We start from the raw sequence: 20156 nt of genomic DNA on the forward strand, positions 1-20156 counted from the left end.
GTCAGGCCTCCTGACCTGCGGTCGCGAGCTCGGGCAGGTCCGCCGGGCTGGCCAGGTGGCCGAGGATGCCCGTCGCGACGGCGACCTCCGGTGAGACGAGGTGGGTGCGGCCGCCCTTGCCCTGACGGCCCTCGAAGTTACGGTTCGAGGTCGATGCGCTGCGCTCCCCCGGGGTGAGCTGGTCGGGGTTCATGCCCAGGCACATCGAGCAGCCCGCGCCACGCCACTCAGCACCGGCCTCCTTGAAGATGACGTCCAGGCCTTCTTCCTCGGCTTGCAGGCGCACACGCACCGAACCGGGGACGACGAGCACTCGGGTGTTCGCCGCGACAGTACGGCCCTCGATGATCGACGCCGCGATGCGCAGGTCCTCCATGCGGCCGTTGGTGCACGAGCCGATGAAGACGGTGTCGACGTCGATGTCGCGCATCGGGGTGCCGGCGGTCAGGCCCATGTACTGCAGGGCGCCCTCGGCGGCGATGCGCTCGTTGTCGTCCTCGAACGAGGCCGGGTCGGGCACGGAGCCGGACAGCGGCACGCCCTGGCCGGGGTTGGTGCCCCAGGTGACGAACGGTGCGATCTGCGAGGCGTCGATCGTGACGACCTTGTCGAACTGTGCGTCGTCGTCGGTGGCCAGGCTCTGCCAGTACTCGAGCGCGGCGTCCCAGTCCTCGCCCTGCGGGGCGTGCTGACGACCTCGGATGTACTCGAAGGTGGTCTCATCGGGCGCGATGAGACCCGCCTTGGCTCCCCACTCGATGCTCATGTTGCAGATCGTCATGCGCGCTTCCATCGACAGCTTGCGGATGGCCTCGCCGCGGTACTCCACGATGTAGCCCTGGCCGCCGCCGGTCGTCTCCTGGGTGATGAGCGCCAGGATGAGGTCCTTGGCCGTGGCATCCGGCGGGAGCTCGCCGGTGACCTCGACGGCCATCATCTTGGGCTTGGCCTGCGACAGCGACTGCGTCGCGAGCACGTGCTCGACCTCGCTGGTGCCGATGCCGAAGGCGATGGAACCAAAGGCGCCGTGGGTCGAGGTGTGCGAGTCGCCGCAGACGATGGTCATGCCTGGCTGGGTGAGTCCCAGCTGCGGGCCCACGACGTGCACGATGCCCTGGTCGAGGTTGCCCATGGGGTACAGACGGACACCGAACTCCTCGGCGTTCTTGCGCAGCGTCTCCACCTGCGTGCGCGAGACCGGGTCGGCGATCGGCTTGTCCAGGTCGGTCGTGGGGATGTTGTGGTCCTCGGTGGCCAGCGTCAGGTCGGGGCGCCGCACGGTGCGGCCGGACAGACGCAGTCCGTCGAACGCCTGCGGGCTGGTGACCTCGTGAATGAGGTGGAGGTCGATGTAGAGCAGGTCCGGCTCTCCCTGCGCCTGACGGACGACGTGGTCGTCCCAGATCTTCTCCGCAAGCGTCTTGCCCATAGTCTCTCCTCAGCCGGTGCGTGACCGATCCCTCTAGAATGCCCTGCACCATAACACTTGCGTCTCATCATGCGATACGGCAATATCAAGGCATGGACAACTCTAGCGGAGTCGGGGTCCTCGACAAAGCCGCACTCGTGCTCGCCGCCCTGGAGCCTGGCCCGGCCACCCTGGCCAGCCTGGTCACGAGCACCGGTCTGGCCCGGCCGACGGCGCACCGCCTGGCCGTGGCCCTGGAGCACCACCGACTCGTGGCCCGCGACATGCAGGGCCGCTTCGTGCTCGGCCCGCGCCTGGGCGAGCTGGCCGCCGCCGCCGGCGAGGACCGCCTCCTCGCTGCCGCGGGCCCGGTGCTCGCCCGGCTTCGCGACATCACCGGCGAGTCCGCCCAGCTGTTCCGCCGACAGGGCGAGCACCGCGTCTGCGTCGCCGCTGCCGATCGCCCCACGGGACTGCGCGACTCCATCCCCGTCGGCAGCCAGCTGACGATGGCGGCCGGCTCCGCCGCCCAGATCCTGCTGGCCTGGGAGGACCCGGAGCGGATGAACAAGGGCCTCCTCAAGGCGACGTTCTCCGCCGCCGAACTCTCCGCCGTGCGTCGCCGCGGCTGGGCGCAGAGCATCGGCGAGCGGGAGAACGGCGTCGGCTCGGTCTCGGCAGCGGTCCGCTCCCCCTCCGGCAAGGTCGTGGCGGCCGTGTCCGTCTCCGGCCCGCTCGAGCGCCTCACCCGTCAACCTGGCCGCATGCACGCACCGGCCGTCGCCGCTGCCGCCGAGCGTCTCTCGCAGAGCCTGCGCCGCGCAGCCTGAGCATCCGGCCCCGGTTCCTCGATGCGGGTCAGTCTCTCGGCTGCTCTCCCCTGGCGTCCGCCCCGGCCCAGTCGCCGGTGCCCAGCTCAGGCACCACGGGACCGTACCGGGACATGAGGGCAGCGTTCGCCCGGTCGCCGTCCGGCACATTGGCACTGCGCCACCGCGGCAGGACCACCTGGCCGGCCTCCGCCGCGTCATCGAGCTCAGCCAGGAGCCGCGCCCACACATAGGCGGCGCTCAAGGTCGAGACTGCGGCCGTTCGTGGCGATGCTGGTGGGAAGACGACGTCACCGGCCGGCACCGCGGTGTCCAGCACGATCGAGGCATGATCGAGCAGGCGGTCTCCCGAACGCCGCGCCGCTCCCGCGGATGCCTGGCCGGAGGTCACCGCCACCACCTCCACCGATCGTCGCCGCAGCGCGGCCGCGACCTCGACCGGATAGGGGTTGCTGCCACTGGTGGAGAACACCACGGCGACGCTGGGCTCGGCGACGTCGGCCTCCCTCACGACCTGCGCACCCAGGCCGACCCGCCGTTCAGCACGCGTACTGCCGAGCGCGCTCGTCAAGGGAAAGATGTCGGGATGCCACAGCGGGCGCACGCAGGCCAACCCTCCAGCGCGGTAGAACGTCTCGCACACCATCGCCAGTGAGTGCCCCGCGCCCGCGACCCAGATCAGGCCGTCTGCGCGAACGGTGTCCAGCAGGAGCCGCGACGCGTCCTGCAGCGGTCCGTCGAGGGCACCGTCGACATCGTCGAGGAGGCCATGGACCGTGGTCGTCAGGTCGGCCGCCCCACTCACGTCAATGCCTCCTCGAGCTGCCGGGCGACCTCCTCGCGCGAGCTCGCCCCACGCAGTCGGTCAGCCAGCCCGTCGGCCAGAGCTCCAGCCAAAGTGGTGAGCGCATGAACGTGGGCGGTGTCATCAGGCGAGCAGAACGAGAGCAGGAGATCGACCGGGTCGTTGGCGTCATGGCCGAACTCCACCGACGGGGACACCTGCCGCACACCCACGCCCACCCCGGTCCCGCCGGCCTCCGGTCGCGCATGGACCAGCGCCAACCCTGGTGCGAGCACGATGTACGGGCCGTGCTCGCGCACGATGTCGACGCAGGCACTCGGATAGTCGCCGGTGGCGACCCCGAGGTCGACGAGCAGCTGCGCGGCGCTGCGCACAGCCTCCTCCCAGCCCGAGACCGGTCCGGTCGGCCCTACCGCGACCGGGATCATGAGGGGATCCAGCCCTTCGCCGCCAGAGCGTCGCGCAGCTGGACCTCGAGGCCGGCCGCGTCGAGGAAGTCGGTGACGGTGAGGACGATCGGCGCCAGGTCCTGCAGCTCACTGGTGTGCATCTCCTGGGCGATGACGATGTCGACGCTCATGCCGCGCGCCGTCGAGACGTCGGTGCACTCGACACCGGCGTCGACGCCCAGGGACTGCAGTGCGGTCTCAGCGGTCATCTTGAGCATGAGGCTCGAGCCCATGCCTGCGCCACAGACGGTCAGGACGTGCAGACGCTCGGTGCGACTCACGGGGCCACCTCCTCAGGGGTCGTGCCGGCGGCAGCCGGCGGGTCGGAACGGTGCTGGCGACGTCCCAGGATCAACAAGGTCACGGCCGTCGCAGCGAGCGCGACGACAGGGGCGGCCCAGACAGCGTTCGACCCCAGCGGCTCGAGCGCGAGCAGCAGCCATGCCAGCACGAACCAGTCGGGGTCGGCCAGGGTGGCGAGCTCGGGTGCGGTCGAGTCCAACATCCCCCAGGTGAGCGCCTGCCCGATGGCCAGCCACACCCCGGTGAGGACGCCGCCCAGCACGGCGCCGCGCCAGCCGGCGACGACGTTGCCGAAGACACCGGCGGCTCCGCCGACGAAGAACAGCATGATCATCGGCGGGGCGAGCGTGAACCAGTCCGCCAGGGCGAAGACACCGATCAGGGCCAGGAAGGTTCCGAGCGCCCCGATGAAGCCCAGCATGACCGCCGTCGGCGCGACCGGGAACACCGTGGGTGCATCGAGCGCCGGCCGCGTGCCCGGGATCAGTCGATCGCTGACTCCCTTGAACGCCGGCACGATCTCGGCGAGGAACATGCGCACGCCGAACAGGACCACGGCCAGCCCCGCCGCGAACCGAAGACCGATGATGAGGGCCCACACCCAGCGGGACAGGTCCTCGTTGACCTCCGCCGCCTGGGCGGCCGCGACGTCGGGATCGGCGAACGCGACGGCCAGGAGCATCACCAGCCCGATCACCAGAGCCGTGCTGACGTTGACGTCCTTGAAGAAGGAGAGCTGTCGAGGCAGCTTCAACGACTCGGAGTCGTGGCGTTCGCGCGACCCGAAGGGCCGTGCGAGGAAGCCGGTCGCGACGCACACGAGCGAGCTGGTGTGCCCGAACCCGAACGTGTCCTGCGGAACGACCTTGCGCATGAGCGGTCGCATCCACAGTGGCTGGACCGTCCAGTAGGCAGCCACGACACCGGCGCCACACAGGACCAGCGTCAGCTGGCCGGCGTCCGGTGCGATCTGCACGAGCGCCGCGACGGTGATGGCGCTGATCCAGAACATGAGATGTCCGGTCAGGTACAGGTAGCCGGCAGCCGGGAACAATCGCACCAGCAGCAGGTGGACGGCGAAACCGGCCGTGATGACCAGGGCGACGCTGCCGCCGTGGGAGGCGAGGAACTCCGCCAGCGAGTGGTCCGAGGTCGGTGGCGTCGTGCCCATGGCACTGGCCAGGACCTCCTGGAACCCCACCAGCCCGTCGGTGAACACGTCGACACCGATGAACAGCACCACGATCCCGACCGTGGCGCGCAGCGTGCCGGAGACGATGTCCTCCAGACGCTTGCCCTGCACGGCCAGGCCGATGAAGGTGATCAGCCCGATGAGGATCGGCACCTGTCCGAAGACGTTGTTCGCGATGAAGGTGAGCGTGTCAGTGATGATGTCCATGTCCGTACCTCAGCGTTTCCTCGGGGTCTGGAGCCGGATGTCGTCGGCGACCATCAGGCGAAGGGAGGTCGCAGCTCGGCGAGGAGTCGGTACCGATCACCGCGATAGATGGATCGGACGAACTCGATCGGGCTGTCGTTGCGGTCCAGGGTCAGTCGTTCGAAGAGGAAGGCCGGCGACAGGACCGGAACTCCGAGCAGCTCGGACTCCTCCTCCGTGGTCACCGTCGGCTCCACGGACTGGGTCGCGACGCCGATGCGCACGCCGACCTCGTCCAGGAGCGTGTAGAGCGAGGCGTTGGTGAGCGAAGCCGCAGTGAGATCGGGAAAGAGACTATGGGGCAGGTAGGCCTGCTCGATCGCCATGGGGTCGTCGTCGGCCGTACGGAGCCGGCGGATCGACCACACCTGTGCTCGGGGCGAGACGTCGAGGCGATGGCACAGCTCCGCGCCCGCGAACCGAGCGTGGAACGACAACACGCGGCCCCCGGGCTCCAGGCCGCGGCGCCGCATGTCCTCGGAGAACGAGGTGAGCGTGAGCGCCATCGCGACCTTGGGGTGGGTGACGTACGTGCCGCTGCCATGACGGCGCTCCAGATATCCCTCCGCCACCAGCTGATCGACCGCGGCGCGCAACGTGGGGCGTGAGACGCCGAGGTTCTCGGCCAGCACGCGCTCAGGAGGGATCACGGCACCCGGGCTGAGCTCACCGTGCATCGCCAGCAGCCGGTCGCGAGCGTGCTGCCGCTTGGTGGCGCCGGCTTCGGCTGCCTCGGACATCTGGACTCCCTCGGTCGATTCCGGAAACCTAGATCGAGCGATGAGAGTTGTCAATACCAATTGAGGACCAACTGTCTCACTGCGCCATCCAGACTGACATCTTATGGCAATGACTACATAGCTGCTTTGCCTCTGGCACCTCCGTGTCTACTCCAGAGGTATTGACCACTGAGGTCCAGCGAGACTAGAGTGTCCGGCCTCATGAGCATCGATGCGGCAGCGCCGGACGTCCCACCCCTGCGCGGACTGGGGGTGAGCCCCGGCATCGCACAGGCGCCGGTACTGCACATGGCGCCGCCGGTCGACGAGCCATCCGATGCTGCTCCACTCGACCCCGCCGACCGTGCGACCTGCGCGGAGCAGGTACGACGAGCATCTGGCACGGTGCGAGACGACCTCGCGGTCCGCGCCCGTGCGGCCGAGGGGCAGGCCCGGCTCGTGCTCGAGGCCATCGCCGCGATGGCGGCCGATCCGATGCTGATCGAGTCGGCAGTGCGCCGGGTCGAGCAGGACGGCGCCTCGGCCGCTCGTGCCGTCTGGCTCGCGGCCGCCGAGATCGAGACCGCACTGCTGGAAGCCGGGCCGCCGATGTCCGATCGTGTGAGCGACCTGCACGACGTCCGCCACCGGATCGTCTGCATCCTGCTGGGCCGCCCGTCACCCGGCGTCCCGACCAGCGACGCCCCTTTCGTCCTCATCGCCCATGACCTTGCGCCGGCCGACACGGTGGGACTCGACTCCACCCAGGTCGCCGCGATCGTCACCGAGGTCGGAGGCCCGACCGGCCACACCGCCATCCTGGCCCGCGGCATGGGCCTGCCAGCGGTCATCGGCGCCCCGGGCGCGACCGAGCTGCCGGCTGGTCAGGTGGTACGGGTCGACGGCACCACCGGGACGGTCGAGCTGTCCGCTGACGGCGCATCCACCATCACTCCCCGACGAGCAGGCAGCGACCGGTTCACGGAGGACGGCCGCACGGCGGACGGACACCGGGTGCTCCTGCTCGCGAACATCGAGGACCCGGCGGCGGCCGATCTCGCCGTCGAGGTCGGCGCCGAAGGGATCGGCTTGTTCCGGACCGAGCTGTGCTTCCTCGGCAGGACGACCGCGCCGTCGGTCTCGGAACAGGAGAGCACCTACCACGACGTTCTGTCACGGTTCCCCGGACGGCGGGTCGTGGTCCGGACCCTGGACGCGGGATCCGACAAGCCACTGCCCTTCGTGAGCGGCGACGACGAGCCCAACCCGGCCCTCGGCGTGCGCGGGTTCAGGACCCACAGCGCCTCGCCGGACGTGCTCGTCGACCAGCTGGATGCCCTGGCCTCGGCAGCCCGGCGAGCTGACGCCGACGTCTGGGTCATGGCCCCCATGGTCTCGACACCCGAGGAGGCACGCTCCTTCGTGGACACGGCTCGCGGACGCGGGCTCCGGAGCGTCGGGGTCATGGTGGAAGTGCCCGCGATGGCGATCCAGGCCGACCTGACGGCGCAGGCCTGCGACTTCCTCTCGATCGGCACCAACGATCTGACCCAGTACGTCATGGCGGCCGACCGACAGCTGAACCAGGTGGCGAGCCTCAACGATCCGTGGCAGCCCGCCGTCCTGAGACTCATCCAGGAGACCGCGCAGGCCGGGACCCGACACGACACACCGGTCTCCGTCTGCGGTGAGGCCGCAGCCGACGCCGATCTGGCGTGTGTGCTGGTCGGCCTCGGGCTGTCCAGCCTGTCCATGACGCCCCGCGCCATCCCCCGCGTCGGCGCCCGCCTCGCCGGCGTCACCCTGGCTGCCTGTCGCGACGCGGCAGCAGCCGCGCTGGCGTCCCCGACCGCCGAGCAGGCAGCTCGTGCCGCACGAGAGGCGCTGACACCCACCCCCGACCCCTCGAGCCAAGGAGCTCCATGAGCATCGACGTGCCCCACGAGCGCCGCGCCAGGGTCGCGAGCCGAGCCGGGCTGCATGCCCGGCCGGCCACTCGCCTGGCCAGCGCCGCGGCCGAGCAGCCGGTCCGGGTCGGCATCCGTCGCGGGGACGGCCCGACCGTTGACGCCTCCAGCGTCCTCGGCCTCATGACGCTCGGCGCGTCCCACGGCGACGAGGTCGTCCTCACCGCGGAGGGAGACCGAGCCGCCGACGTCCTGGACGCGATGGTCGCGCTCGTCGAGCGTGAGCTCGACGACCAGTGAGCTCGATCAGCTCCTCGGCGGGCCTGTCCGCTGCCCGAGGAACACTGGTGCTGCAGGACCGGCTGGTGCCCGACGGCGTGGTGGTGACGCGCGGCTCCCGGATCGAGTGGGTCGGCCCGGCCCAGGACTGCGTCGTACCTGAGGCGCTGGCCCTGGCGAGCACCGCACAGTGGGTGGTCCCGGGCTTCGTCGACCTGCACAACCACGGGGGCGACGGGCACGACTTCCTCGAGGCCGACCTCAATGGGTGCCGCGCCGCCCTGAAGCACCATCGTTCACGGGGCACCACGACGCAGCTCGCAAGCCTCGTCTCGGCTCCTCTCGATGAGCTCGAACACCGTCTCGACCTGCTTGCCACCCTCGCGGTCGACGGCGAGATCGCTGGCATCCACCTGGAAGGGCCGTTCCTGGCCGCCGCACGGTGCGGCGCCCACGACGTGCAGGCGCTGCTGGCGGGCGACGCACACAGCGCCTCGCGCCTGCTCGACGCCGGTCGGGCAACGGTGCGGACCATGACGGTCGCCCCGGATGTTCCCGGGAGCGATGAGGTGGTGACCGTCCTGCGATCGGCCGGCATCGTGCCCAGCTTCGGGCACACGGATGCGACAGCCGCGACGACGCGGGCGGCGATCGGTGCTGCGGGCGCGGGCACGATCACCGCGACCCACCTGTTCAACGCGATGTCGCCGTGGGACCATCGTTCGCCCGGCGCCGTGACCGCGTGCCTCGCGGCGGCCGGCCGCGGCGAGATGGTGCTCGAGCTGATCGCAGACGGTGTGCACGTGGCCGACGAGACAGCGACCACGGTCTTCGACCTGGTGGGGGCCGACCACGTGGCGCTCGTCTCCGACTCGATGGCTGCCGCGGGGCGACAGGATGGCCGCTTCCGTCTCGGGTCGATGGACGTCGAGGTGATCGGAGGCGTCGCCCGGGTGGCCGGGCCCGACCGGACGATCGCCGGAAGTCTCTCCAGCGTCGTCGACCTGGTGCAACGGGTGGTGCGGGCCGGGGTGCCTCTCGTGGACGCGGTTCGCTCGGCGACTCACGTCCCGGCGTCGGTCCTGGGCCTGGACGACGTGGGACGGCTGACACCGGGAGCCCGTGCTGACCTGGTACTGCTCGACGATGACCTGGACCCCGTGCATGTCATGCGGGCCGGCGCCTGGGTCACCACGCGGACCAGCTGACAAGCTGACAAGGAGGAACCGGACATGGAGATCGTGGTTGCTGAGGACCCCCAGGACTGTGCAGCGCGGGTGGCCGACATCGTCACCGCCACGATCTCCCAGGGAGGTCGAGCCCTCGGCCTGGCCACCGGCTCCTCTCCCCTGGCCGTCTACACCGAGCTGATCCGGCGCCACCGGGAGGAGGGCCTGAGCTTCGCAGGCGCCACCGCAGCGCTGCTCGATGAGTACGTCGGCCTGCCGCCAGACCACCCACGGTCCTATCGCCGGATCATCCGGGAGGTCTTCACCCAGCACGTCGACATCGACGATGCCGACGTGCTGAGCCCGGACGGGTCGACTGGTGACGCCTTTGCCGCCGCTGCGAGCTACGAGCAAGTCCTGAAGGAGCGTGGTCCGGTCGACGTGCAGCTGCTCGGCATCGGGACGAACGGTCATCTCGGCTTCAACGAGCCCACGTCGTCGCTGCGCTCCCGCACCCGGGTCAAGACCCTCACCTCACAGACCCGACGGGACAACGCACGGTTCTTCGACCGCCCGGACGACGTCCCGCTCCATGTCATCACGCAGGGTCTCGGCACGATCTCGGACGCGCGGCGCCTCGTCCTCATCGCGACCGGCGAGCACAAGGCGGCCGCGGTGGCGGCCGCGGTCGAAGGACCGCTGTCAGCCAGGTGCCCCGCCTCGGTCCTGCAGCTCCACCCTGCCGCCACGGTCGTGGTCGACGGCGCAGCAGCCAGCCGACTCGAACTGATCGACTACTACCGCGAGGTGGCGTTGCACAGGACCTCAGTACCGGGTGCGGACCGAGACGCCAACAGAGCCTGAGCAGCCCAGGGTCCTGCAACGCCCCACGTGTTGCCCACAGGCTCGGACGTGTCTCTGGTGGGTGTCGGTGGGGCCGCCTATATTGGAACACAACAGCGATTGAAGGATGTGTTTCTGATGGCGGCGCCGGTGCTGGAGCCCACTGCTTCTGTGGTGGACAAGCTCGCGCTGGTGCATGAGGTCCTGGGCTCGATCGAGATCTCTGAGTTCGCAGGCTTGAGTGGGTCGCTGCAGCGGGACGCTGCCGTCTCGTTGTCGCGTCTGGAAGCACGGGTGACGGCCTACAAGCTGGCCGCCGTTCGTGCTGTCGAGCAGTCAGGCGAAGCCCGCCGGCAAGGCGCGACCTCGACGGCGTCGTTGTTGGCCTGCGACTTCGGTGGGGATCATCGTGGTTCACGCAACACGGTGCGCCAGGCCCAGAAGATCGACCAGACACCCCAGTCCCACGAAGCCATGGCCCAAGGCCGGCTGAGCCCGAAGCAGGCGCGGGTGATCGCCAAGGCCCTGGACCTGCTGCCCGATGACACCAATGACAGTGTGCGGGAGGCATGTGAGACGCAGCTGGTCGACGATGCCCCGCACATGGATCTGCGGCAGTTCCAACGACAGGCCGACCGTGTGGTGGGTTCGTTCCTTGCCGACTGCGATGAAGACACTGCGGTGGATGCTGCGGAGAACACCATCGTCGAAGAACGCGAACGCCGTGCCTGGGGGCGGGCGGAGTTCTGGATGGGCGCCCCGATCGATGGGACCGTCAAAGGTGGGTTCGTGATTCCTGAAGCTCAGGCCGCCCACCTGAGAGTTGTCCTGGATGGCTTGTGTGCCCCGCAGGTCGAGATCACCGCACCCGGCCAGACCAGCCGGACCACTGGTGGGGTGTTGCTGTATGAACGCCCCACCTACACGCGTCGTCAGGGCTGGGCGTTCGCCCACCTGTGTGAGCTGTTGCCAGTCGACCGGTTGCCGGAGACCAACAATGTTGGTCCGATCATGACCGTCAACATCGACCACCAGACCCTCCTCGACCAGCTCAAGGTCGCCCTGTTGTCCACCGGAGAAACACTGTCCGCGGGGCAAGCCAGGCGGATGGCGTGTGAGCATCGGATCCTGCCCGCCGTCTACGGCGGAGACTCACTCCCCTCGACCTCGGCAGAGACAAGCGCCTCTACACGCTGCATCAACGCCGAGCCTTAGAACTCAGCCAGAGGGGTTGCGTCTTCCCCGGATGCGACCGGCCACCGGGCTGGTGCGTGGTTCACCATGGTGGCGAGTCCTGGGCGGCCGGCGGCCGCACTGACTTGAAGGACGGGGTCCTGCTCTGTCCACATCATCACCGGATCCTCCATGCCGACGGCTGGGACATCCACTTCACCGACGACGGCATCCCCGAGCTGGTTCCACCTGCATCGCTGGACCCCAGACGCAGACCCCGACGACACCAACGATTCCCATGACCATCGGGAGAACTCTGCCCAGGAGGCGGAGGGGCACTCAGGAGTCGTTGATGGCCTTGAGCAACTCAGCCTTGGTCATGCGGGAGGAGCCGACGACGCCGTGCTCGCGCGCCCGCGCTCGTAGTTGCGCCACGGTCCAGGACACATCGGGGACCGCCGGCCCTCCGCTGGCCACAGCCGGTGGATCAACCGGAACGTCGCCGGTGTCCACGGCATGGTCGACCGGGCGGGGCGCAGTGGCACGGCGAAGAGCAGCATCCAGCTTGGCTGCCCGCGTCCGTTCGGCCTTGGCCGCCTTCTTCCACCTGGCCACCTTGCGCTCGCGCTTCTCCAGCTTGGCCTCGAGCTTCTCGACGACGGACTGCAACCGTTCCACGTCTCGGGTGAGGGCCTTCACCTGTTCCTTGTCGCCCTTCTTGCTGCCCATGGCAGGAGCCTGTCAGACGCGAGCGAACGAGCGGTGAACGCCGCAGCCACGAGGTTGCACTGCGATGTCGTCGTGCACCAGCCGGACCTGGTCAAGAGAGTCAGTCAGAACAGACCGGGCTGCTCCAGCTCGAGCAGGATCTTCTTGCGGTCGGTGCCGCCGGCGTAGCCGGTGAGGGTGCCGTCGGCACCGATGACCCGATGGCACGGCACCACGATGGGCAGCGGGTTGGCGCCGTTGGCTGCACCCACCGCCCGGGAGATTCCCGGCTGGTAGCCGAGCCGCTGGGCGATCTCCCCGTAGGTCGCAGTCTCACCGAACGGGATCCGGCGCAACTCTCCCCACACCTTGCGCTGGAACTCCGTCCCGTCATTGGCGAGCGGAAGCTCGAAGATGGTCCGCTCACCCGCGAAGTACTCCCCCAGCTGGGTCTCAGCGGCGTCGAGCACCGTGCCGGTCCCCCGCGATCCTCTCGGTTCGGCGTCGAACTCGATCGCGGTCAGGAGACCGGCCGAGACGTGCAGCCGCAGGCCGCCGACCGGCGAGTCGATCCATCGGGTGGAGCTCATGGTCCTGATCATCCCTCGTCCTTCCTCGCATGCCACAGGTGCATACCGGCATATGACCGCCATGGACTCCACGAGTCCGTGGCGGAGGTCTCGATTCCTCGTGCCTGCAGGGCCCGCCGTAGCACCAGATCCGTGTCGAGCAGGACGTCGGGGTCGCCCAGGCCACGCATGCGGACATAGCCCGCGGTCCAGGGCCCGATACCCGGCAGGTCCAGGAGCGCGGCCGTGGCGGCGTCGCGGTCGACGCCGTCGTGGAGCTCCAGTCCGCCCGTCGCCAGCTCGTGGGCGAGGCGGGCGAGGGTGCGCCCGCGGGCACGAGGCATCGCGATCGTCTCCGGATCGATTGCCGCGAGAGCCTCCGGGGCCGGGAACGTGTGCGTCAGACCGTGCTCTGCGGCCAGCCCGAGCGAGACGGGGGCACCGTGCTCCGCGACGAGCCGGCCCAGCACCGTGGCGGCTCCCGCCACCGACACCTGCTGCCCGACGACCGTGCGCACCGCGCACTCGGCCCCGTCGACACTGCCGGGCAGGCGCAGGCCGGGTGCTGCGGCGACCAGCGGGGCCAGTCGCGGATCCGCCGCGAGCACGGAGTCCACTGCGGCGGGGTCGGCGTCGAGGTCAAGCATCCGCCGGACGCGCGCCACCGCTGCCGTGAGGTCCCTGGCGTCGGCGAGCTGCAGCCGACAGGCCACGTGGTCGTCGTGCAGGACGACCTCCACCACGCCGTGCCCGCGCGGGAGGTCCAGGGTGCGAGCGAAGACCCGCCCCTGACCACGCTCCACCCCGGGGACGGCGTGATCGGCCAGGAAGCCGGACAGAGCCTCGGCGTGGAACGGCCGGCGGACGGCGAGCCGGAGACGGAGCGCCTCCCCCGACGGCGCGAGCGCTGCGCCACGGGCCCGCATCTCCCGCGGAGTCTTGCCGAAGGCCTGCCGGAACGATGCGTTGAACTGCCGCACCGAGGCGAACCCGGACACGAAGGCGAGGTCGGCCAGGGGCAGCTCCGTGGTCTCCGCGAGCACCCGCGCGGTGCGGACGCGCTGGCTGCGGGCGAGCGCGAGGGGGCCGACCCCCAGCTCGTCGGTGACGAGACGGGTCAGGTGTCGCTCGCTGTATCCGAGCCGCCGCGCCAGGCCCGAGACGCCGTCACGCTCGACCACGCCGTCACGCACCATCCGGACGGCCCGCCCGACGACGTCGGCGCGCACATCCCACTCCGGCGACCCGGGCGACGCGTCCGGGCGACACCGCCGGCAGGCACGGAACCCAGCAGACTCCGCAGCCGCCGCAGTGCGGTGGAACTCCACGTTGGCGGGCCTGGGCGTCCTGGCCGGGCAGGACGGCCGGCAGTAGATGCCGGTGGTGCGGACGGCGGTGAAGAAGACCCCGTCGAAGCGCGCGTCGCGCGAGCTCACCGCCCGGTAGTGTCGCTCGAAGTCGCCGTCCATGCCTTCATCCTGCCCGACCCGACGGACAGGTTCTGGCGGAAATCAGACATCGCGTCTACGCCACGGGCGACCGGTCAGCGTTTGCGCTTCTTGCGGCGCACCATGATCGACTTGCCGTCGCGGTGCACCTCGAAGAGGTCGATCGCCTCCACCAACGAGCTCAGCTTGGCGTACCCGTAGTTGCGGGGCTCGAAGGACGACTGGTTGCGGATCTGGTCGCTGACCCTGGACAGCTGCGCCCAGCCGTCGTCGTCGGCGGCCTCGTCGACGGCGGTGCGCAGCATGCGGACGAGCTGGTTGTTGCGACGCAGGGCCGGGCCGTCGAGCCGCTCGCGGGGACGCTCGTGACTCTCACCGTCGCCGGTCGGCTCGTCCTGGTCCTGGTCGTCCTCGTCGGTCTCGTCGTCCTCACGCAGCGTCTCCAGGAAGTAGAAAGTGGAGCAGGCGTTCTGGAACGCGTCCGGCGCCTTCTGCGCACCGAAGCCCAGGACCTCGGCACCGGACTGACGCAGCCGCATCACCAGCGGCGTGAAGTCGGCGTCGCTGGAGACGATGGCGAACCCGTCGGCCACGCCGGTGTGGAGCAGGTCCATGCCGTCGATGACCATGGCGATGTCGGAGGCGTTCTTGCCCTTGGTGTAGGCGAACTGCTGCACCGGTGCGATGGCGAAGTCCTGCAGGCGGGCCTCCCAGCCCTTGAGCCGGGGGCTCTTCCAGTCGCCGTAAGCACGCCGGACGTGGGCGTTGCCGGACTTGGCGACCTGCGACAGGATCGCGCCGATCTTGGCTGCTGGCGCATTGTCGGCGTCGATCAGGACGGCGATACGGGGACTGGGCATGCCTCGACCCTAGGCCACGTCCCCATGACCTAGGCCGTGGTCCTGGCGAACTAGGGTCGGGCCCATGGACAGTGCGCCCTTCGAACCCGATGTGATCGTCGTCGGCAGTGGCCTCGCGGGCCTCGTCGCCACCCATGAGCTCGCCAGCGCGGGCCGGCGCGTGCTCGTGGTGGAGCAGGAGAATCGCAAGAACCTCGGCGGGCAGGCGTTCTGGTCGCTCGGTGGCCTGTTCTTCGTGGACAGTCCCGAGCAGCGCCGCATCGGCATCAAGGACTCCCTCGAGCTGGCCGCCCAGGACTGGTACGGCTCGGCGGCCTTCGACCGTCTGGACGACGAGGACCTCTGGGGCCATCGGTGGGCGCAGGCGTACCTGGCGTGGGCGGCCGGCGGCAAGCGGGACTACCTGCGAGCACTGGGACACCGGGTGATGCCCACGGTCGGCTGGGCCGAGCGGGGTGACGGCTCGGCCACCGGGCACGGCAACTCGGTTCCTCGGTTCCATCTCACGTGGGGCACGGGCCCGCGCCTGGTGGAGACGTTCACCGACCCCGTCCTCGCCGCTGAGGCACATGGCCTGGTCCGCTTCGCCTTCCGTCACCAGGTCGATGAGCTGGTGACCGACGCGGGTGCCGTGGTCGGCGTCCGTGGCTCGGTCCTCACGCCCGACGACTCCGAGCGCGGGGTGAGGTCCTCCCGCGAGGTCGTCGACACCTTCGAGGAACGCGCCGACGCCGTGGTGGTGACGTCCGGCGGCATCGGCCACAACCATGACCTGATGCGTGCCAACTGGCCGACCGAGCGCGTCGGTCCGGCGCCGGAGCACCTGATCTCCGGCGTCCCGGCGCACGTCGACGGCAGGATGCTGCACATCGCCGAGCAGGCGGGCGGGCGCATCGTCAACCGGGACCGCATGTGGGCCTACACCGAGGGCATCCACAACTGGGCTCCCGTCTGGCCCGACCACGCCATCCGGATCCTGCCGGGCCCGTCGTCGATGTGGTTCGACGCCAACGGGCGGCGCCTCACCGGTATGTCCGGTGTCCCGGGCGCGGACTCGATCGGTTCGATGAAGCAGATCCTGGCGGCCGGCCATGACTACTCGTGGTTCGTGCTGACGCAGTCGATCATCGAGAAGGAGTTCGCCCTCTCCGGCTCGGAGCAGAACCCCGACATCACCGGCCGCGACCTGACGTTCCTCCTGAGGAGCCGGCTGGCCAAGGGAGCGCCCGGCCCGGTGGAGGCGTTCAAGGAGCACGGCGTGGACTTCGTCGCTGCCGACACCCTCCCCGAGCTGGTCGAGCAGATGAACGCCATCGCCCGTGGGCCGCAGCTGGACGCCGACGACCTCGAGCGCCAGATCGCCGCCCGCGACCGTGAGCTCGCCAACCCGTTCACCAAGGACGTCCAGGTCATGGTGATGCACAACGCCCGCAAGTCGATCGTCGACAAGGTGGTGCGGGTGGCCAAGCCGCACCGGATCCTCGATGCCGCGCACGGGCCGCTCGTCGCCGTCCGCCTGAACATCCTGTCCCGCAAGACCCTCGGCGGGCTGCAGACCGACCTCGACTCACGCGTCATCGGCACCGACGGCTCCCCCGTGCCCGGCCTGTACGCCGCGGGCGAGGTGGCCGGCTTCGGTGGTGGCGGCGTCCACGGGTACAACGCCCTGGAGGGCACCTTCCTGGGTGGCTGCATCTTCTCGGGCCGCGCCGCAGGTCGTGCGCTCGCACGACCGACGAAGGACTCCTGATGACCAACTACGCACGGATGTACCGCCTGGGCCACCGCCCCTGGGAACGCTACGTCGACTCCGCCTCGGTGAGCATCGCAGCGATGCTGGACCGCGAGAGCACCGAGCGTCCACCGGGCAGGGCCCTGGATCTCGGATGTGGCCGCGGCCTGTACACCCAGGAGCTCGCCCGGCGCGGTTGGGAGGCTGTGGGCGTGGACAACGTGCCGGCCGCCGTCGAGGCAGCCGACGAGCGGGACACCCAGGGAGCCACCCATGCCGTCGCGGACGTCACCGACCTCGGCGCCACCGACCTCGGGACGTTCGACCTGTTCCTCGACATCGGCTGCTTCCAGGGACTGGACGCCGAGCAGCGCGCTGCCGAGGGCGACGGCGTCACAGCGCTCGCTCGCCCCGGTGCCACGGTGCTCATGCTCGCGTTCGGACCGACCAGGTTTCGTCGCCTGATCGGGGGCGTCTCCCGCGACGAGGTTGCCACCGCCTTCCCGGACTGGGAGCTCCTGTCAGCCGAGCCGGCCGAGACCGCGGGCCTCGGGTGGCCGATGAACCGCACCGCACCCGTGTGGTACCGGCTCCGACGGGACTGACCCCGACCACACGGAACGCCCCCATCGGTGTGGATGGGGGCGTTCTCTGGCGTAGCCCCGACGGGATTCGATCCCCCAAGCTCTCCGCTGCGCTCCGAGCAGGGGGTGCCCCCACCGCGCCGGGCGAACGGCTCCTCACCCATCCAGACCACGCCAACGACGATGCCCCCACTCTGAGGACCTGTTCGGTCGTCGGAATGGGGGCATCGTCGTTGGCGTAGCCCCGACGGGATTCGAACCCGCGCTACCGCCTTGAGAGGGCGGCGTGCTAGGCCGCTACACAACGGGGCCAACAGGTCCGGACAGACCTGCGGGACCCATCACATGATGAGTCCCGGTACCCCGTACCGGATTCGAACCGGCGATCTCCGCCTTGAGAGGGCGGCGTCATAACCGCTAGACCAACGGGGCTTGGCTGGGGTACCAGGACTCGAACCTAGAATGGCGGTACCAGAAACCGCTGTGTTGCCAATTACACCATACCCCAAGGGCTTCGGGACGAGCCCGAACCGAGGTCAGACTCTACCCGACGGCTCACTCGCTTCCCAAACCGGGGCGTCTACAGCACAGCGCGCAGACGCTGCAGGGTCCGCGTCCGTCCAAGCAGCTCCAGGGACTCGAACAGGGGCGGTGAGATGCGGCTGCCGGTGCTGGCGACGCGCACCGGACCGAAGGCCAGACGGGGCTTGAGTCCCAGCTCGTCGACGAGCGCGACGCGCAGCGCCCCCTCGATCGTCGGGCAGGACCACTCGGTGCTCTCACCGATCGACTCCAGTGCCGTGAGGGCCGCACGGACGACGTCCAGGCCCTTGCCGTCCAGCTGCTTGGCCCGGTCCTTCTCATCGATCGTGAACGCGTCCTCGCCGACGAAGAGGAACCGCAGCATCGTGACCGCCTCGCTCAGCAGCGAGATGCGCTCGTGGACGAGCGGCGTGGCGGCCGACAGCATGGCGTGCTCGTCGGCGGTGATGGGATCCTGCACCAGACCGGCAGCCTGCAGGTGGGGGACGATGCGCTCCTGCACGTCGGCGACCTCGAGCAGCCGGACGTGGTCGCCGTTGATGGCCTCGCACTTCTTGAGGTCGAACCGGGCCGGGTTGGGGTTGACCCGTGAGATGTCGAAGGCCTGCACCATCTCCTCGAGCGTGAAGACGTCACGGTCCACTCCGTCGACGGGGGGGATGGACCAGCCCAGCAGCGCGAGGTAGTTGAGCAGGCCCTCGGGGAGGAAGCCCTGCTCGCGGTAGCCCAGCAGGTTCGACTCGGGGTCGCGCTTGGAGAGCTTCTTGTTGCCCTGCCCCATGACATAGGGCAGGTGGCCGAACCGTGGGATGAAGCCCTGCCCGACGCCGATCTGTGCGAACGCCTCGTAGAGCGCGACCTGTCGCGGCGTGGAGGACAGGATGTCCTCGCCGCGCAGCACGTGCGTGATGCCCATGAGGGCGTCGTCGGTGGGGTTGGTCAGCGTGTAGAGGGGCTGGCCGTTGGCGCGCACGATGACGAAGTCCTGCACGTTCTCGGCGCCGAAGGTGATCGGTCCGCGGACGAGGTCGTCGAACGTCCAGTCTTTGGCGGGCATCTTGAACCGGATGACGGGTCGTCGACCCTCGGCCTCGTACGCCGCCTGCTGCTCGGGGGTCAGGTCACGGTGCAGTCCGTCGTAGCCGCTCGGGCGACCCTCGGCGCGGGCCTTCTCGCGACGCTCCTCGAGCTCCTCGGCGGTGTCGTAGGCCTTGTAGGCCAGTCCGGCGTCGAGCAGGCGCTGCACGACGTCGGCGTAGACGTCGGCGCGCTCGCTCTGCCGGTACGGGCCGTTCGGGCCACCGACCTCGACCCCCTCGTCCCAGTCCAGGCCGAGCCAACGCATGACGTCGATGAGCAGGCCGTAGGACTCCTGGGAGTCCCGACTGGCGTCGGTGTCCTCGATCCGGAAGACGAACCGTCCCCCGTGATGACGTGCGAACGCCCAGCTGAACAGTGCTGTGCGAGCCATCCCGACGTGCGGGTTGCCGGTGGGCGAGGGGCAGAACCGTGCGACGACCGGGACCTCGGGACCGACGGTGGGGACGGAACCATTGACAGGGGCGTCAGTCATGGGGGACCACCTGGTTGGTGAGGGTGCCGATGCCTTCCACGCTCACGCTGACCCGCTCCCCAGCCTGCATGGGGCCTACGCCCTCAGGGGTGCCGGTCAGGATGACGTCACCGGGCAGCAGGGTCATGAACTCGGAGACGTAGGCGATGATGTCGGCGACGGAGAAGACCATGTCGCCGGTGCGTCCGTCCTGGCGGAGGTCACCGTCCAGCTCGGTGGTGACGCGCAGGTCGGCCGGGTCGAGGTTGGTCTCGATCCAGGGACCGAGCGGGCAGAAGGTGTCGAAGCCCTTGGCGCGCGCCCACTGGTCGTCGGATCGCTGCAGGTCGCGCGCGGTGACGTCGTTGCCGACGGTGTAGCCGAAGATGACCTTGGGCGCGTCCTCGACCGACACGTCCTTGCAGATGCGGCCGATGACCACCGCCAGCTCGCCCTCGTAGTGCAGGTCCTGGGTCTGCTCGGGGTACACGATCGGATCCCCCGGGCCGATCACGCTGGTGTTGGGCTTGAGGAACACGAGCGGATGCTCCGGCACGTCGTTGCCGAGCTCGACGGCGTGCTTGGCGTAGTTCCTCCCCACGCCGACCACCTTGCTGCGCGGGATCACCGGCGCCAGCAGACGGACGTCGTCGAGCGGGACCTTCTGGCCCGTGAGCTCGAAACCCGCGTACAGCGGGTCGCCCTTCAGGACGGCGATGGTGGGGACGCCGTCCTCCTCCCCCACGACCCCGTAGCGGGGGTCGTCCTCTCCGGCAAACCTGGCGACACGCACGACGCCGAGCCTATCGGGCCGCCTGCGGGTGGGACCTCATCGCC

At 69.7% G+C, this 20156-nt stretch carries 20 protein-coding genes and 3 tRNA genes; 8 read left to right on the forward strand and 15 right to left on the reverse strand.

Going from position 1 to position 20156, the window contains the following annotated elements; genetic code table 11:
- Position 1: 1 nt before the first annotated feature.
- Positions 2 to 1429: a 3-isopropylmalate dehydratase large subunit gene (leuC, locus tag ACEVFP_RS15005; RefSeq protein WP_375000246.1), complete on the reverse strand. Its 1428-nt coding sequence runs from the start codon at positions 1427 to 1429 to the stop codon at positions 2 to 4.
- A gap of 92 nt (positions 1430 to 1521) precedes the next feature.
- Here leuC and ACEVFP_RS15010 point away from each other — a divergent pair, with 92 nt between their 5' ends.
- Positions 1522 to 2238, forward strand: a complete 717-nt coding sequence (locus ACEVFP_RS15010; RefSeq protein ID WP_375000247.1) for an IclR family transcriptional regulator — start codon at positions 1522 to 1524, stop codon at positions 2236 to 2238.
- 28 nt (positions 2239 to 2266) lie between these two features.
- On the opposite strand, the gene ACEVFP_RS15015 is transcribed toward ACEVFP_RS15010, so the two are convergent.
- Genes ACEVFP_RS15015 through ACEVFP_RS15035 form a run of 5 tightly spaced genes read right to left on the reverse strand, consistent with a single transcriptional unit; the run spans position 2267 to position 5973 of the window.
- Positions 2267 to 3043: a sugar isomerase domain-containing protein gene (locus ACEVFP_RS15015; RefSeq protein WP_375000248.1), complete on the reverse strand. Its 777-nt coding sequence runs from the start codon at positions 3041 to 3043 to the stop codon at positions 2267 to 2269.
- On the reverse strand, positions 3040 to 3471 hold the full coding sequence (locus tag ACEVFP_RS15020) for a PTS sugar transporter subunit IIA (protein ID WP_375000249.1): 432 nt from the start codon (positions 3469 to 3471) through the stop codon (positions 3040 to 3042). Before ACEVFP_RS15020 ends, ACEVFP_RS15015 begins: the two co-directional genes overlap by 4 nt.
- Positions 3468 to 3773 (reverse strand): PTS sugar transporter subunit IIB, encoded by a 306-nt coding sequence (locus tag ACEVFP_RS15025; protein WP_375000250.1) that lies wholly within the window; start codon positions 3771 to 3773, stop codon positions 3468 to 3470. Before ACEVFP_RS15025 ends, ACEVFP_RS15020 begins: the two co-directional genes overlap by 4 nt.
- The gene (locus ACEVFP_RS15030; protein WP_375000251.1) at positions 3770 to 5194 is read right to left on the reverse strand and encodes a PTS ascorbate transporter subunit IIC; all 1425 of its coding nucleotides are present in this window, start codon (positions 5192 to 5194) and stop codon (positions 3770 to 3772) included. Before ACEVFP_RS15030 ends, ACEVFP_RS15025 begins: the two co-directional genes overlap by 4 nt.
- 53 nt (positions 5195 to 5247) lie before the next feature.
- Entirely contained in the window at positions 5248 to 5973 is a 726-nt protein-coding gene (locus ACEVFP_RS15035) for a GntR family transcriptional regulator (protein WP_375000252.1), read from the reverse strand.
- A gap of 201 nt (positions 5974 to 6174) precedes the next feature.
- Here ACEVFP_RS15035 and ACEVFP_RS15040 point away from each other — a divergent pair, with 201 nt between their 5' ends.
- Genes ACEVFP_RS15040 through ACEVFP_RS15060 form a run of 5 tightly spaced genes read left to right on the forward strand, consistent with a single transcriptional unit; the run spans position 6175 to position 11365 of the window.
- Positions 6175 to 7878, forward strand: coding sequence for a phosphoenolpyruvate--protein phosphotransferase (locus ACEVFP_RS15040; protein WP_375000253.1), 1704 nt, complete (start codon positions 6175 to 6177; stop codon positions 7876 to 7878).
- Positions 7875 to 8159, forward strand: a complete 285-nt coding sequence (locus ACEVFP_RS15045; protein WP_375000254.1) for an HPr family phosphocarrier protein — start codon at positions 7875 to 7877, stop codon at positions 8157 to 8159. The genes ACEVFP_RS15040 and ACEVFP_RS15045 overlap by 4 nt, the downstream gene beginning before the upstream one ends.
- Positions 8156 to 9346 (forward strand): N-acetylglucosamine-6-phosphate deacetylase, encoded by a 1191-nt coding sequence (locus tag ACEVFP_RS15050; protein ID WP_375000255.1) that lies wholly within the window; start codon positions 8156 to 8158, stop codon positions 9344 to 9346. Before ACEVFP_RS15045 ends, ACEVFP_RS15050 begins: the two co-directional genes overlap by 4 nt.
- A gap of 24 nt (positions 9347 to 9370) precedes the next feature.
- On the forward strand, positions 9371 to 10171 hold the full coding sequence (locus ACEVFP_RS15055) for a glucosamine-6-phosphate deaminase (protein ID WP_375000256.1): 801 nt from the start codon (positions 9371 to 9373) through the stop codon (positions 10169 to 10171).
- Positions 10172 to 10219: 48 nt separating this feature from the next.
- Positions 10220 to 11365, forward strand: coding sequence for a DUF222 domain-containing protein (locus ACEVFP_RS15060; protein ID WP_375000257.1), 1146 nt, complete (start codon positions 10220 to 10222; stop codon positions 11363 to 11365).
- Positions 11366 to 11662: 297 nt separating this feature from the next.
- Here the strand turns inward: ACEVFP_RS15060 and ACEVFP_RS15065 are convergent, their stop codons facing one another.
- From ACEVFP_RS15065 to ACEVFP_RS15080, 4 genes are all read right to left on the reverse strand, one after another.
- The gene (locus tag ACEVFP_RS15065; protein ID WP_375000258.1) at positions 11663 to 12052 is read right to left on the reverse strand and encodes a hypothetical protein; all 390 of its coding nucleotides are present in this window, start codon (positions 12050 to 12052) and stop codon (positions 11663 to 11665) included.
- 104 nt (positions 12053 to 12156) lie between these two features.
- Positions 12157 to 12621 (reverse strand): methylated-DNA--[protein]-cysteine S-methyltransferase, encoded by a 465-nt coding sequence (locus tag ACEVFP_RS15070; RefSeq protein ID WP_375000259.1) that lies wholly within the window; start codon positions 12619 to 12621, stop codon positions 12157 to 12159.
- A gap of 8 nt (positions 12622 to 12629) precedes the next feature.
- The gene (locus ACEVFP_RS15075) at positions 12630 to 14069 is read right to left on the reverse strand and encodes an AlkA N-terminal domain-containing protein (protein WP_375000260.1); all 1440 of its coding nucleotides are present in this window, start codon (positions 14067 to 14069) and stop codon (positions 12630 to 12632) included.
- Positions 14070 to 14143: 74 nt separating this feature from the next.
- Positions 14144 to 14908, reverse strand: coding sequence for an NYN domain-containing protein (locus ACEVFP_RS15080; protein ID WP_375000261.1), 765 nt, complete (start codon positions 14906 to 14908; stop codon positions 14144 to 14146).
- 64 nt (positions 14909 to 14972) lie between these two features.
- Here ACEVFP_RS15080 and ACEVFP_RS15085 point away from each other — a divergent pair, with 64 nt between their 5' ends.
- Together ACEVFP_RS15085 and ACEVFP_RS15090 are read left to right on the forward strand one after the other, a co-directional pair.
- The gene (locus tag ACEVFP_RS15085; RefSeq protein ID WP_375000262.1) at positions 14973 to 16658 is read left to right on the forward strand and encodes an FAD-binding dehydrogenase; all 1686 of its coding nucleotides are present in this window, start codon (positions 14973 to 14975) and stop codon (positions 16656 to 16658) included.
- Positions 16658 to 17245, forward strand: a complete 588-nt coding sequence (locus tag ACEVFP_RS15090) for a class I SAM-dependent methyltransferase (protein ID WP_375000263.1) — start codon at positions 16658 to 16660, stop codon at positions 17243 to 17245. The genes ACEVFP_RS15085 and ACEVFP_RS15090 overlap by 1 nt, the downstream gene beginning before the upstream one ends.
- A 218-nt stretch (positions 17246 to 17463) precedes the next feature.
- On the opposite strand, the gene ACEVFP_RS15095 is transcribed toward ACEVFP_RS15090, so the two are convergent.
- The 5 genes from ACEVFP_RS15095 to ACEVFP_RS15115 form a co-directional block, all read right to left on the reverse strand.
- Positions 17464 to 17536 (reverse strand) — tRNA-Glu (locus tag ACEVFP_RS15095).
- A 47-nt stretch (positions 17537 to 17583) separates the two neighbouring features.
- A tRNA-Glu gene (locus ACEVFP_RS15100) sits at positions 17584 to 17656 on the reverse strand.
- A 1-nt stretch (position 17657) separates the two neighbouring features.
- Positions 17658 to 17732, reverse strand: a tRNA-Gln gene (locus tag ACEVFP_RS15105).
- A gap of 72 nt (positions 17733 to 17804) precedes the next feature.
- A complete protein-coding gene (gltX, locus tag ACEVFP_RS15110; RefSeq protein WP_375000264.1) occupies positions 17805 to 19340 on the reverse strand; it encodes a glutamate--tRNA ligase in 1536 nt (511 codons plus the stop codon).
- Positions 19333 to 20112 carry a fumarylacetoacetate hydrolase family protein gene (locus ACEVFP_RS15115; protein ID WP_375000265.1) on the reverse strand — a complete coding sequence of 260 codons (780 nt, stop codon included), beginning with the start codon at positions 20110 to 20112 and terminating at the stop codon, positions 19333 to 19335. The genes gltX and ACEVFP_RS15115 overlap by 8 nt, the downstream gene beginning before the upstream one ends.
- Positions 20113 to 20156 lie beyond the last annotated feature (44 nt).

Origin of the sequence: Aeromicrobium sp. CTD01-1L150, from assembly GCF_041951745.1 — a bacterium.
GTDB lineage: Bacteria > Actinomycetota > Actinomycetes > Propionibacteriales > Nocardioidaceae > Aeromicrobium.